The organism is Psychrobacter vallis, assembly GCF_904846715.1.
Taxonomy (GTDB): Bacteria; Pseudomonadota; Gammaproteobacteria; order Pseudomonadales; family Moraxellaceae; genus Psychrobacter; species Psychrobacter vallis.
Genome location: NZ_CAJHBU010000005.1, coordinates 149,554 through 163,993 on the forward strand (window position 1 = coordinate 149,554; position 14,440 = coordinate 163,993).

General features: G+C 42.7%; 9 protein-coding genes and 1 tRNA gene. All 10 read right to left on the bottom strand.

Annotated elements, in window-relative coordinates:
- Positions 1–36 precede the first annotated feature (36 nt).
- The 10 genes from JMY02_RS05185 to JMY02_RS05230 all read right to left on the bottom strand — a co-directional run bounded on the left by JMY02_RS05185 (position 37) and on the right by JMY02_RS05230 (position 13,999).
- On the bottom strand, positions 37–564 hold the full coding sequence (locus JMY02_RS05185) for a DUF6586 family protein (protein ID WP_201595948.1): 528 nt from the start codon (positions 562–564) through the stop codon (positions 37–39).
- A 282-nt stretch (positions 565–846) separates the two neighbouring features.
- Positions 847–5,070 (bottom strand): DNA-directed RNA polymerase subunit beta', encoded by a 4,224-nt coding sequence (rpoC, locus tag JMY02_RS05190; protein WP_201595950.1) that lies wholly within the window; start codon positions 5,068–5,070, stop codon positions 847–849.
- 151 nt (positions 5,071–5,221) lie between these two features.
- Positions 5,222–9,340, bottom strand: a complete 4,119-nt coding sequence (gene rpoB / locus JMY02_RS05195) for a DNA-directed RNA polymerase subunit beta (protein WP_021813155.1) — start codon at positions 9,338–9,340, stop codon at positions 5,222–5,224.
- A gap of 738 nt (positions 9,341–10,078) precedes the next feature.
- Entirely contained in the window at positions 10,079–10,450 is a 372-nt protein-coding gene (gene rplL / locus JMY02_RS05200) for a 50S ribosomal protein L7/L12 (RefSeq protein WP_011514491.1), read from the bottom strand.
- Between the two features lie 126 nt (positions 10,451–10,576).
- Positions 10,577–11,104, bottom strand: a complete 528-nt coding sequence (gene rplJ / locus JMY02_RS05205) for a 50S ribosomal protein L10 (RefSeq protein ID WP_021813157.1) — start codon at positions 11,102–11,104, stop codon at positions 10,577–10,579.
- 435 nt (positions 11,105–11,539) lie between these two features.
- Complete coding sequence (gene rplA / locus JMY02_RS05210) at positions 11,540–12,241, bottom strand: 50S ribosomal protein L1 (RefSeq protein ID WP_201595952.1); 702 nt, start codon at positions 12,239–12,241, stop codon at positions 11,540–11,542.
- A complete protein-coding gene (gene rplK, locus JMY02_RS05215; RefSeq protein ID WP_010201717.1) occupies positions 12,241–12,672 on the bottom strand; it encodes a 50S ribosomal protein L11 in 432 nt (143 codons plus the stop codon). The genes rplA and rplK overlap by 1 nt, the downstream gene beginning before the upstream one ends.
- Before the next feature lie 88 nt (positions 12,673–12,760).
- A complete protein-coding gene (nusG, locus tag JMY02_RS05220) occupies positions 12,761–13,291 on the bottom strand; it encodes a transcription termination/antitermination protein NusG (RefSeq protein ID WP_021813160.1) in 531 nt (176 codons plus the stop codon).
- A 95-nt stretch (positions 13,292–13,386) separates the two neighbouring features.
- Complete coding sequence (gene secE, locus JMY02_RS05225) at positions 13,387–13,872, bottom strand: preprotein translocase subunit SecE (protein ID WP_021813161.1); 486 nt, start codon at positions 13,870–13,872, stop codon at positions 13,387–13,389.
- A 51-nt stretch (positions 13,873–13,923) separates the two neighbouring features.
- A tRNA-Trp gene (locus tag JMY02_RS05230) sits at positions 13,924–13,999 on the bottom strand.
- Positions 14,000–14,440: the final 441 nt, after the last annotated feature.

Sequence of the window (14,440 nt, forward strand, 5' to 3'; positions counted from 1 at the left end):
TCACTTAGGAGTCCTGTCGTTCAGTAACCGCCTTCCCTAAAACTCAACCATACCAGCACGTAATTGTTCGATTAATTCCAAAAGCTGCTGACGCCATTCACGTATGGTTTCCTCATCTGGCAACCACTGATTTGATAAAGTGACGACGTTAACAATAAGATCAGGGGCGTCCACCATGTCACTACTTGGTCGATTCTCTATGATAGTATCTGGTAGTACCGCATACAAACAGCGCTGATAAGCACGTTCTATATTGGCAACGAAACCTTGTTGTTGTAACTGCTGCAATCGCTGAACCTCAGGTGACACTTGGGTACGCTCACCCAATGCTTGCTCAATATCTAACAACGTTGGCGCATTCATGTTCAAACTATAGAAATGACCAAGCTCTTGTATGAATGCCAAAAAGCCACCGTATAGATGAAAGATAGCGGTCTCACAATGCGCTTGATATAGCTGTTTATCATTGGTACTTCCCGCAGCTTGACAAGATAGACGACAGAAATACAGTTTTTGATTGGTTCGATCTGCTTGATATTTGGCAACGCGCGTTTTACCTGCCATTTGCTACTCATCCTTATATTGAACATATATGTTATTCAGTGAAATCATGATAACTTATCACATCAATTTTTTGGTGTATAGTCGATACCAAATAAAATGGATACACGACACTATGATGCAAGACTCTTTTTTTATATTGACCTGACTATACTATTAACCAACTTACTTTTCATAGAAAAATATAGTCAATAGCCTGACAAGACAATCTCAATGTTAGACAAACATAAAAAAGCCTGCAGACATCTGCAGGCTTTTCAATTTTACGAATACTAACTGAGTTAATTAAGACTGGCTGTCTTGATTCAACTCTTGGGCAAAGGCTTCATCAAAACTTGCAAAGTCCTTGCTGTCAGTGCTTGCCGTCATATCAAACGCTGCATTGCGATCTTTGTCTTGTAGCTTCTGATCTGCTTTTTCTTTACGAGCCTTGTGATAAGCAAGACCAGTACCTGCAGGAATCAAGCGACCAACTACTACGTTTTCTTTCAGACCACGTAACTCATCCACTTTGCCAGTAACGGCAGCCGCAGTTAGTACACGGGTCGTTTCTTGGAAAGACGCTGCTGAGATAAAGCTTTCTGTTGCTAGACTTGCTTTGGTGATACCTAGCAACTGACGCTCAAACTGTACTGGGAACTTATCTTCCGCTTCTAGTTTGGCATTCAATGCTTTGATATCAGCATACTCAACCTGATCACCTTTGAAGTGATTTGAGTCGCCACCGTCGGTAATTTCAACTTTACGCAACATCTGACGAATAATAACTTCGATGTGCTTGTCGTTGATTTTTACGCCCTGCAAACGATAAACGTCCTGTACTTCATTGACGATATAATCAGCAAGCGCTGTCTGTCCTTTCAAACGCAAGATATCATGTGGGTTCTGTGGACCATCAGCGATCACTTCACCACGTGCTACCGTCTCGTTTTCAAAGACGTTGATTTGACGCCATTTCGGGATCAGCTCTTCATGCACTTCACCATCTTCATTGGTAATAATGAAACGGTTTTTACCTTTGGTCTCTTTACCGAAGCTCACCACACCTGTCATTTCTGCCATGATGGCATGATCTTTCGGACGACGTGCTTCGAACAAGTCAGCAACACGTGGTAGACCACCGGTAATATCTTTGGTACCAGAAGACGCTTGTGGTACACGGCCTAGAATCGAACCTGCTGCTACTTTTTCACCATCGCTTACACGAATGATGGTTTCAGCTGGTAAGAAGTAAACCACTTCTTTGCCTTCGTCTGTGTTCAAGATGATCGCAGGACGCAAGTCTTTTGCTGAGCTTGAACGGTCACGCGTGGCTAGAATCTCAAATGAGCTCATACCAGTCGCATCATCAACCTTCACAGTAGCAGTCATACCATCAGTGATGTCACTAAAGCGTGCTGTACCCGCGAATTCTGTGATAATAGGATGCGTGTGCGGATCCCATTTGGCGATAGTCTGGCCACCTTCAACCTGCTCTTCGTCTTTCACCAATACGCTTGAACCGTACGGTACTTTATAGCGCTCACGCTCACGACCAAGCTCATCGGTCAACGCAATTTCGGCTGAACGCGATACAATAACTAAATGACCGTCAGTATGCTGAACAGTTTTCATGTTTTCGAAATGCGCTTGACCGGCATTACGTACAGAGATACTGTTGTCTACAGAGGCTGAGCTAGCTGCCCCGCCCACGTGGAACGTACGCATGGTTAACTGAGTACCTGGCTCACCAATAGACTGGGCTGCCATAACACCCACTGACTCACCGATGTTCACTTTATGACCACGAGCAAGGTCACGACCATAACACTGTGAACAAACGCCATGCTCAACATCACAAGTAATAACTGAGCGTACCCAGATATCATCAATCGCATTGCTGTCAAGCACGTTTACCCAATGCTCATCGATCAATGTACCAGCTGGAATCAATACTTTATCAGCATCATCGTTATAATTGACATCACGTGCAGTCACACGACCAAGAACTAGCTCACCTAGCTTTTCAATGATCTCACCACCTTGGATATGCGGTTTCATGAGCAAGCCTTGCTCAGTACCACAGTCATCAGTGGTGATAACCAAATCTTGTGCCACATCGACCAAACGACGAGTCAGATAACCTGAGTTAGCCGTTTTTAGTGCTGTATCCGCTAGACCTTTACGTGCACCATGCGTTGAGATAAAGTACTGTAATACCGTCAAACCTTCACGGAAGTTGGCTTTGATCGGTGTCTCAATGATTGAACCATCTGGTTTCGCCATCAGACCACGCATACCAGCCAACTGACGAATCTGTGCCGCACTACCACGAGCACCAGAGTCTGACATGATGAAGATAGAGTTGAATGATTTCTGCTCTTCCTCAACGCCTTTGGCGTTCATGATTTTATCAGTAGCCAAGTTATCCATCATCGCTTTAGCGACTTTGTCATTGGTACGTGACCAGATATCAACCACTTTGTTATAACGCTCACCAGCCGTCACAAAACCTTGTTCGAATTGATCTTCGATCTCGCGGACTTCACCTTCTGCCACTTCGATGATCTGCTTTTTACTTGGCGGAATGACCATGTCATCGATACCGATAGACACGCCAGACAGCGTCGCTTGAGCAAAACCAAGATACATCAATTGGTCAGCAAACATAACGCTTTCTTTAACGCCCACTTTACGGTAGCAAGAGTTGATCAGACGTGAGATGTTTTTCTTCGTCATCTCTTGGTTACACTCATCAAACGCCATACCTTTAGGCATGATGTTCCAGATAAGTAGGCGACCAGCAACGGTTTCCTTCATGCTGACTTCTTTGGTTTCGTTACCATCTTCATCGATATGCGTTTCTGTGGCACGCACTTTAATCTTAGCATTTACATGCAAATCATTTGAGCCAATCGCCCGCAATGCTTCATTAACGGTGGCAAAAATCATGCCCTCGCCTTTGGCATTGATTGATGAGCGGCTAATGTAGTACAAGCCCAATACCACATCCTGTGAGGGGACGATGATTGGTTCACCGTTCGCAGGTGATAAGATGTTGTTGGTAGACATCATTAGCGCACGTGACTCTAGCTGTGCCTCTAACGTCAATGGCACGTGAACGGCCATTTGGTCGCCATCAAAGTCGGCGTTAAACGCTGTACAAACGAGCGGATGCAACTGGATTGCTTTACCTTCGATCAATACTGGCTCAAATGCTTGTAAACCCAAACGGTGAAGGGTTGGTGCACGGTTAAGAAGCACTGGATGCTCACGGATAACCATGGCCAGCATGTCCCAAACTTGTGGCTCTTCACGCTCTACCATTTTTTTGGCAGCTTTAATCGTCGTCGCCAAACCATGAGACAATAGTTTGTTATAAGTAAATGGCTTGAACAATTCTAATGCCATTTTCTTAGGTAAACCACACTGATGTAGACGTAGTGTTGGGCCTACAACGATAACCGAACGGCCAGAGTAATCGACACGTTTACCAAGTAAGTTTTGACGGAAACGACCCTGCTTACCTTTGATCATATCAGCCAGAGATTTCAATGGACGCTTATTACTGCCCGTAATCGCACGACCACGGCGACCGTTATCTAGCAACGCATCTACTGATTCTTGCAACATACGCTTTTCGTTACGTACGATGATGTCAGGGGCACTCAACTCAAGGAGACGCTTTAGACGATTGTTACGGTTAATCACACGGCGATAAAGATCGTTTAGATCTGAAGTCGCAAAACGACCACCTTCTAGTGGTACTAGCGGACGTAAATCTGGTGGTAGTACTGGTAAGATGTTCATTACCATCCACTCAGGCTTGTTATTAGAATCACGGAAGGCTTCTAATAATTTAAGACGCTTAGACATCTTTTTAAGCTTGGTTTCAGAACCAGTTTGCGGAATCGCTTCACGCAGCTCATCAACTTCAAGATCGATATCGATGTCTTTTAATAAGTCTTGAACGGCCTCAGCACCCATCTTGGCAGTGAATTCATCGCCAAACTCTTCAAGGGCTTTGTAGTAATCTTCATCATCAAGCAACTGATACTTTTCTAAGCTGGTTAAGCCTGGCTCAGTTACAATGTAGCTTTCAAAATATAGAACGCGTTCGATATCACGTAGCGTCATATCTAGCAATAGACCGATGCGGCTTGGTAATGATTTTAAGAACCAAATATGTGCCACTGGACTGGCTAGATCAATATGACCCATACGATCGCGACGAACTTTAGCAGTGGTGACTTCTACACCACATTTTTCACAGATAACGCCTTGGAATTTACGGCGCTTATATTTACCACATAGACATTCAAAATCTTTTACTGGGCCAAAAATTTTGGCACAAAAAAGACCATCACGCTCAGGCTTGAACGTGCGATAGTTGATGGTTTCAGGCTTTTTTACTTCACCATGTGACCATGACTTGATGACGTCAGGTGAGGCTAAAGTAATTTGAATGCTATCAAACTCTTGATTACCGTTGCCGGTAGGGCTTTGCATGATATCGAGTAAATCTTTCAAGTTGCTTCTCCGTTATCTTTATAATCATCTGACAGCGCACTATTGACGCGGATAAGATGAATGAAGGCAATGAATAGGGTTGAGACAAATCACTAAAAGCAGCAGCAATAAAGCAGACTGCCTTTAGTGGACAACTAAGTTAAACAACGAATTAGTTGCTTTGTTTTAACTCAATATTAATACCCAGTGATTTGATTTCTTTGGTCAGTACGTTGAATGACTCAGGCATGCCTGGGTCCATATACTGCTCACCATCAACGATGTTTTTGTACATACGGGTACGGCCTTCAACATCATCCGACTTCACAGTCAGCATCTCTTGCAGCGTATAAGTCGCGCCGTAAGCTTCTAGTGCCCATACTTCCATCTCACCGAAACGCTGACCACCAAACTGAGCTTTACCGCCCAATGGTTGCTGCGTGACCAGTGAGTAAGAGCCCGTAGAACGCGCATGCATCTTGTCATCAACCAAATGGTTAAGTTTGAGCATATACATGTAGCCAACGGTGACTTGGCGGTCAAATTTCTGACCAGTACGACCATCATACAATGTCTGCTGACCATCACGTGCCATACCAGCAAGCTCTAGTAAGTCTTTGACTTGGCTTTCTTTCGCACCATCAAACACTGCCGTACCCATTGGTACACCGCCACGTAAATTATCTGATAACGCCATGATGTCATCATCACTCAAGCTATCAAGATCGACTTGTTCGCCGCCTACTTTGTTATAGATTTTGTCTAAGAAATCACGCAACTCTTTGATCGCTGCTTGAGATTTGAGCATACCATCAATCTTCTCGCCCAAGCCTTTCGCGGCCATTCCTAAATGCGTCTCTAGAACCTGACCGATGTTCATACGTGATGGTACACCAAGCGGGTTCAATACAATATCAACGGTATTGCCATGCTCATCATACGGCATATCTTCAACTGGCATAATGCGCGATACCACACCCTTGTTACCATGACGACCAGCCATCTTATCACCAGGCTGAATACGACGCTTAACCGCTAGATATACCTTAACGATTTTTTGTACGCCATGTTGTAAGTCATCACCTGCCGTTAACTTGCGTTTTTTCTCAGCAAACTTCACATCGATGTCTTTTTGCTTATCAACCAAATAATCAGCGATTTGCGTGAGACGCTCCGAGATTTCTTCTTCTACTGGCTGGATATCCAGCAAAGTCTCAAGGCTCATATCTTTCATATCAGCCAATGCCATAACCGTACCAGCTTTTAGACCAGAACCACCACTGACTTTTTGGCCATCTAACAGCGTACCAATACGGCCACGGGCTGCATCTTCAAAGATACGTAACTCTTCTTTTAAATCTTTACGGTAGCTGTCAAGTTGTGATTTTTCAATCGCTCTTGCACGAGCGTCTTTTTCAACGCCATCGCGAGTGAAGACCTGTACATCAATAACGGTACCTTTACTAGAAGTCGGTACACGTAGTGATGTGTCTTTCACATCAGCCGCTTTTTCACCAAAAATAGCCCGTAGCAGTTTCTCTTCTGGCGTCAGTTGCGTCTCACCTTTTGGCGTGACTTTACCAACTAGAATATCACCAGCGTCAACTTCAGCACCGATATAAACGATACCAGCTTCATCAAGACTTGATAGTGCTGCTTCGCCAACGTTTGGAATATCAGCAGTAATCTCTTCTGTACCGAGCTTGGTATCACGTGCCACACAAGTCAGTTCTTGAATATGAATCGTGGTGAAACGATCTTCTTTAACCACTTTTTCAGACAGCAAGATTGAATCTTCGAAGTTGTAACCATTCCATGGCATAAATGCAATGCGAATGTTCTGACCTAGTGCTAGCTCACCAAGATCTGTTGATGGACCATCAGCCAAGATATCACCCAAAGCGATCTCGTCACCTTGGTTAACAATGATACGTTGGTTGATACAAGTATTTTGGTTCGAGCGTGTGTATTTGATTAAGTTATAGATATCGATACCCGCTTCACCAGCAGTCATCTCGTCTTCGTTGACACGAACCACGATACGCGATGCGTCAACATCTTCAATCACACCGCCACGCTTAGCGATCACACAAACACCAGAGTCACGAGCAACGTGACGCTCCATACCAGTACCTACTAACGGCTTATCAGCACGTAACGTAGGAACAGCCTGACGCTGCATGTTCGAGCCCATCAAGGCACGGTTAGCATCATCATGCTCTAGGAATGGAATTAGGCCTGCTGCGACCGATACTACCTGACTTGGCGACACATCCATATGCGTCACTTTTTCTGGCGGCATACGAACGAATTCACCATAGCTACGCACACTAACCATTTCATCAGACAACGCGCCTTCTGCGGTTACTGGTGAATCAGCCTGTGCAATGACCGTACCAACTTCTTCAATTGCTGATAGATACTCAATAACGTCTGTTACTTTACCATCAACCACACGGCGATAAGGTGTCTCTAAGAAACCAAAGCTGTTGGTTTTAGCAAAGGTCGCTAATGAGTTGATCAGACCAATGTTTGGACCTTCCGGAGTTTCAATCGGGCAAACACGACCATAATGGGTATCATGTACGTCACGTACTTCAAAGCCTGCACGTTCACGAGTCAGACCACCGGGTCCTAATGCTGATACACGGCGTTTATGCGTCACTTCAGATAATGGATTATTCTGATCCATAAACTGTGACAACTGGCTTGAACCAAAGAATTCTTTAACCGCAGCCGCTACTGGCTTTGAGTTAATCAAATCTTGTGGTGACAAGTTATCTGATTCTGCTGAGCTTAAACGCTCTTTCACCGCACGCTCAACACGTACTAGACCAACACGGAATTGGTTTTCTGCCATCTCGCCCACTGAACGAATACGGCGGTTACCTAGATGGTCAATATCATCAACATCGCCGCGACCGTTACGAATCTCAATCAGCTCTTTTAGAACGTTGACGATATCATCGTTGGTCAATACACTGCGTTCGCGTTGAATGTCAGGATCATCGGTATTGTCAAACTCAAGACCCAAACGACGGTTGAATTTCATACGACCAACATTTGATAAATCATAACGGTCTGCATTAAAGAACATGCTTTCAAATAATTTTTCAGCAGTCTCAACCGTTGGTGGCTCACCTGGACGCATGACTTTATAGATTTCGATCAGTGCTTCTTCGCGGCTTGACGTGCTATCGGCACGTAGCGTATCAGCAATATAACTGCCTTGGTCGATATCGTTAGTAAATAGAATACTAAATTCTTTGATAGACTCACTGGCTTCAAACGCACTGAGCTTGACCAATAATTCATGGTCAATTGGTGTATTGGCTTTAGCGATGATTTCATCGTTAACAACGATATCTTCCGCTAAGATACGCTCGTACAAATACTCATCAGGTACTGAAATCTTCGTCATACCCGCTTCTTCAAGCTGACGAATACGGCGTGCATTAATACGCTTGCCTTGTTCAACAATCACTTCACCTTCAGGCGACAAGATATCAAACTGAGCCATCTCACCACGTAAGCGATCAGCAACCAGATCAATTTCAAACTGCTCTTCGCCTTTATAGACGGCTACTTTGTCAAAGAAAAGATCTAAGATTTCAGAAGTAGTAAGGCCTAGTGCACGTAAGATGATAGAAGCAAGTAGCTTACGACGACGGTCAATACGAGCAAAAACTAAATCTTTTGCATCAAATTCAAAGTCTAACCAAGAACCACGGTAAGGAATGATACGGGCGTTATAAAGCACTTTACCACTTGAATGCGACTTACCTTTATCATGGTCAAAGAACACACCAGGCGAACGATGTAACTGAGATACGATAACACGCTCAGTACCGTTGATAATAAAAGTACCGTTAGCTGTCATCAAAGGCATCTCGCCCATGTAAACGCTTTGCTCACGAATATCTTTGATCGCCGCTTTGCTATCTTTATCTTTGCTGTCTTTGTCTTTGATGATCAAACGGATTTTGACACGCATAGGCGCAGCAAACGTTGAACCACGTAAGATACACTCACGCTCATCAAATTCTGGCGTACCTAAATAGTACTCAACAAATTGTAACTCAGCATTACCAGAGTGACTCTCAATTGGGAAAATAGAGGAATACGCAGCTTGCAAACCAGTATTCTCACGAGCTTTTGGCTTTTTATGCTCTTGCAAAAATTGCTCGTAAGAATCTACTTGGATAGACAGTAAATAGGGAATGTCCATCACAGTGGGCAATTCAGCAAAACTTTTGCGAATACGCTTTTTTTCAGTATAAGAATATGCCATCGAGAGTCCTTACAGTAAACGTGGAAACAAATTAAAAGCGCGGCCAGTATGCATAAATACAATGCAAACGTAGCGACGTAAACGATAATATAAAACGGGTGTTCGTGTTCAGCTCATATCTTTTTATCAATTACTACTTTACTAAACAGTGTCCATTTAGCACACTGCCTTTAATCTTATAATCGGTACCTAAGTCACTCTATATGACCACCCATACCAAAAAATTCAATATCATACAATTTATTGCCGTTACGGCATAACTCACAAATAACTTTACGGAAAAATAATTTCTACTGGGGTTTTTCCACGCTATCTGTCATCAAGCCCCATTTTGCATTTAGACAGTTCGCCATTAAAACTCATATTATCGCTGACATATACCGTCTACAAGACTACATACTGACAGCAAACCATGCTAAATGGATAACCTAAGATCAGCAGCTTTTCAGAATTAATAATAGGGGTAACTATAACTTTTAGAATCAGTATAAACTATAGTGTTAATGGGAAAGCATGCAGACACAAAAAAATGCCAAACATCTACAGACGTTTAGCTCATATTAACTGATTTTAAAAACTGGCATGTGTGCTTGCATGTATATCGTCTGTCCTTTTGATGGGTATCCACCGTGTTGTTGCATACGTATGTTGGCAGACACAAAAGGTCAAGCTACGAATTATACTAAAAAAAAGCTGGCAATGCAAGGCATTACCAGCTTTTTTCGTACAGTGTTTAAACTATTTTAGTTCAACAGTTGCACCAGCTTCTTCAAGTTTCTTTTTCAACTCTTCAGCTTCAGCTTTGTTAACGCCTTCTTTGATTGGAGCTGGAGCGCTTTCAACCAAATCTTTCGCTTCTTTCAGGCCAAGACCAGTTGCTTCACGTACGGCTTTAATTACGCCAACTTTCTTCTCGCCAAAGCTGGCAAGAACTACGTCAAACTCGTCTTTTTCTTCAGCAGCAGCAGCAGCAGGACCAGCAGCAGCAGGTGCAGCAGCAACAGCAGCTGTTACGCCGAATTTTTCTTCCATAGCGCTGATTAATTCAACGATATCCATTACTGACATTTCAGCGATTGCGTTTAACACATCATCTTTAGATAGTGCCATGAGAACTCTCCGTTTTCTGATAAAAATTAATTGATTTTAAAATCGCTTTGATTGCTTGCCAATTTTTAAAATAGGCATGACAATTAGGTGCAAATAGCGATGTAAAATTTACGTTAAAACAAGCAATTAAGCAGCTTCTTTTGCGTCTTTGATTGCTGCAACAGTGCGAACGAACTTGCCAGGAACTGCGTTCATAGTCTGGACAAGCTTGGTCACTGGTGCGTTCATAGTAGCCATCAAGATAGAGAGTGCTTCGTCGCGAGTTGGTAGCTTCGATACGCGCTCTAGCTCTTCTGGACCATAAACAACACCACCAACTGATACCAATTTGGTCTCTAAAGCTTTGTTATCTTTGCTAAAGTCGAAAACGACTCGAGCCGCAGATCCCAAATCTTCCATAGAGAAAGCCAAAAGTAATGGACCAGTCATACGGTCTGACATGCTCTCAAACTTAGTGCCTTCAAAAGCGCGTTTTGCTAGGGTATTTTTTACCACTTTCAAAATCACGCCTTTCTCACGGGCTTGTTCGCGCAGCTTAGTAAGCTTTGCAACACCAATACCATGATATTCGGCAGCTACTGCTGAGTAAGCATTAGCAGCAACTTCAGACACTTCAGCCACAACTTGTTGTTTTTGCTCTAGCGTTAATGCCATAAGTTGACTCCTTTAATCTTATCAATCAGCGCAGTATTTCAATGCTCAAAAACCTAAGTTTTCAATTATGAGACATCTGGCTTGGACTGACTTGATACGACACGTTAGTCATAAATCATATAAAAATAAAATTTACTCATAACGACTGATTACGGCACCGTTATCAGAATGACATCAAGTGATAGAATAAACTATCGGCTCTTATCAACAACTGGGTGGGTCACCGTCTGCGTAGGACAACTAAGATTTTCATCTGTCATCGATTAACAAAACCAGCTTATTGTTATAAAAAACCATTTAACAATCGTTGTTTATACCGTTAAACCAGTTTCTACCTACGGTCTTAGACAGCATAGCGTTTGCTACGCTGACCTAATTCTTTAAAATATTGTTGTCGCCTTTATTTAAAATCGTCAAATAAAGGCACATATTTAACTATTTTGCTGTGCGATATGGAACTGGATCAATACTTAGACCAGGACCCATCGTGCTAGACAAGGTGATTTTCTTGATGAAAGTACCTTTAGAAGTAGCAGGTTTAGCACGTTTTAGATCTATAATTAGTGCTTCAGCATTTTGGATTACTTGCTCAGCAGTAAAACCAATTTGACCGATAGTCGTGTGGATAATACCTGCTTTGTCTACACGATACTGTGCCTGACCAGCTTTAGCGTTAGTAACCGCTTCAGCAACGTTAGGTGTAACCGTACCGACTTTAGGGTTAGGCATTAGACCACGTGGACCTAGGATAGTACCTAGTTGACCAACAACACGCATTGCATCAGGAGCAGCAATAACGATATCAAAGTCCATGTTACCGGCTTTGATTGATTCTGCTAGGTCTTCGAAACCAACGATATCTGCACCAGCTTCTTTGGCGGCTTCAGCAGCAGCACCTTGAGCAAATACAGCAACGCGTTTAGTCTTACCAGTACCAGCAGGTAGGTTGGTAGCACCCCGAACGACTTGATCAGATTTACGTGGGTCTACGCCCAAGTTTACTGCGATGTCGATAGACTCTTTAAACTTAAGAGGAGGCAAATCATTTAGAATTTGTACTGCTTCTTCGATAGTGTATTGTTTTTCGTGCTCAATACGGCTATTGATTTCTTTTTGACGTTTGGTTAGCTTAGACATTATACACCCTCCACGGTAATACCCATTGAACGTGCAGTACCAGCGATGGTACGAACAGCAGCATCAAGATCAGCAGCAGTTAAATCTGCATCTTTGGTCTTAACGATGTCTTCTAGTTGTGCACGGTCAACTTTACCGACTTTAGCGGTATTTGGTGTACCAGAACCTTTAGCAATACCAGCAGCTTTACGTAGCAAATACGCAGCTGGTGGTGATTTCATGATGAAGGTAAAAGACTTATCGCTATATACAGTGATCTCAGTAGGAATCGGTAGACCCGGCTCTTGGTTTGAGGTCGCAGCGTTAAATTCTTTACAGAACGCCATGATGTTCACGCCTTTTTGACCCAATGCTGGACCAATTGGTGGTGAAGGATTTGCTTTGCCTGCAGGCACTTGCAGTTTGATGTAACCATCAATCTTCTTAGCCATGATTCTCTCCTAAATGGGTAATAGCGCCAAATCAGTATTAAATATAATATTGATTAACAGCTCCCCGGTTGATGAATTTGTTACTGGTTTAGTCTAGCTTCTCAACTTTACTAAACTCAAGCTCGACCTGAGTCGGTCGATTAAATACGTTCACAGTCAGGTGTAACTTAGATTTTTCGTAATCCACTTTCTCCACCAACCCTTTAAAGTCGGTGAATGGACCATCGATAACCAACAACTCTTCGCCCGGCTCAAATAGCGTCTTAGGACGTGGATCAGCTTCAGTCTGGTTAAGACGGTTTAAAATACGATCAGCTTCTACTTGCGTAATGGGTGCTGGGGTTTCAGGTGTACCACCGATAAAGCCCATAATACGAGGACAATCTTTCACAATGTGCCAAGTATTGTCGTTCATTTCCATCTGGATCAATACGTATCCTGGAAAGAATTTACGCTCACTCTTACGTTTTTTGCCGTCTTTCATTTCAACGACTTCTTCAGTAGGCACCAATACATCACCGAATGACTCAGCAAAGTCACTACGATTAATACGATCAGTTAAAGAACGTTGTACTTGTTTTTCATATCCTGAAAACGCTTGGACAATATACCAACGCATATCACGCTCCTAATCGTTATAAGTAAAAATTTGAGTCATAATATTTAAATCGAAGCGCATTACAATATACGATACTGCGCTTAGACTGAAAATATCTAACCAATAAATATGCCAACAAACCAATTAAAAAAGTTATCCAATAACCAAATAAAAACCCCAACAATAGCAATCACGACAATGACTTGCCATGTGTATTGAACGGTTTCGTCTTTACTTGGCCATGTTACTCGGCGAAGCTCAACACCAGCATCTTTTAATAATATTTTAAAAGCACGGCCTTGATTCGTTAATGCTAAGCATATTACTGCAAATACAATAAGGGCGACAATGATACCAATACGTACCCATACATCATTGGCTGGTTGCCAATAACCGGGTAAATACTGGTTGACTAAAGTCGCCCCTATCAAAAATACTGCGGCAAGTAACCACAACATCAAATCTTTTATTGAGCCAGTCTTGGCAACTTCAACAGCAGAAGTATTAACCGCTGAAATGTGCTTATCTTTAGACAGCATCCCACCACCAACCGCCTTGGCATCAGATAACTTATTCTCGAGGTTATCTTGATTATTGCTCATAAAGAACTCGCTTCGGAGATGGTGAGGTACAACAAAGAGATGATAAAAAGATGGCAGGCGATGTAGGACTCGAACCTACAACCCTCGGTTTTGGAGACCGATGCTCTACCAATTGAGCCAATCGCCTATGGGTGTAAAGGACAGCATTATACAATATTTGGCATAAAATGCAAGCCTTCAGAGATAATTTTTTATCTCGCTTTCCTCTTATTTAAGGTCGTTACGTTTATCAGTGAGTTTTTAAATATACTAACTGTATAGGTAGGTATGTCAACTATATATACATACGACAAGAGTGAGCGCTAATATAGCAAGCTATCTAATAGATTACAATAGAACAAGAGATAAATTCATTATCCTCACCTATAAAACTGTATAAAAATAAAAAGGGCTGTAAGTAGATAGGCGTATTTGAATTTTAGATACACGTCCTTATTTGCAAAAAAAAGCCACCCTCTTAGAGGGTGGCTTTTTCATGACTAACTGATAAGCTCATTACTGAGAATAAGTGATTAGTTCAATACGTTAGCAACAACACCAGCGCCTACCGTACGGCCGCCTTCACGAA

Coding starts and splice junctions, on each gene's coding strand:
- secE (WP_021813161.1), bottom strand. CDS start 13,872: ATGAGCAATAATCAAGATAACCTCGAGAATAAGTTATCTGATGCCAAG.
- rplL (WP_011514491.1), bottom strand. CDS start 10,450: ATGGCACTATCTAAAGATGATGTGTTAAACGCAATCGCTGAAATGTCA.
- nusG (WP_021813160.1), bottom strand. CDS start 13,291: ATGCGTTGGTATATTGTCCAAGCGTTTTCAGGATATGAAAAACAAGTA.
- JMY02_RS05185 (WP_201595948.1), bottom strand. CDS start 564: ATGGCAGGTAAAACGCGCGTTGCCAAATATCAAGCAGATCGAACCAAT.
- rplK (WP_010201717.1), bottom strand. CDS start 12,672: ATGGCTAAGAAGATTGATGGTTACATCAAACTGCAAGTGCCTGCAGGC.
- rplA (WP_201595952.1), bottom strand. CDS start 12,241: ATGTCTAAGCTAACCAAACGTCAAAAAGAAATCAATAGCCGTATTGAG.
- rpoB (WP_021813155.1), bottom strand. CDS start 9,340: ATGGCATATTCTTATACTGAAAAAAAGCGTATTCGCAAAAGTTTTGCT.
- rplJ (WP_021813157.1), bottom strand. CDS start 11,104: ATGGCATTAACGCTAGAGCAAAAACAACAAGTTGTGGCTGAAGTGTCT.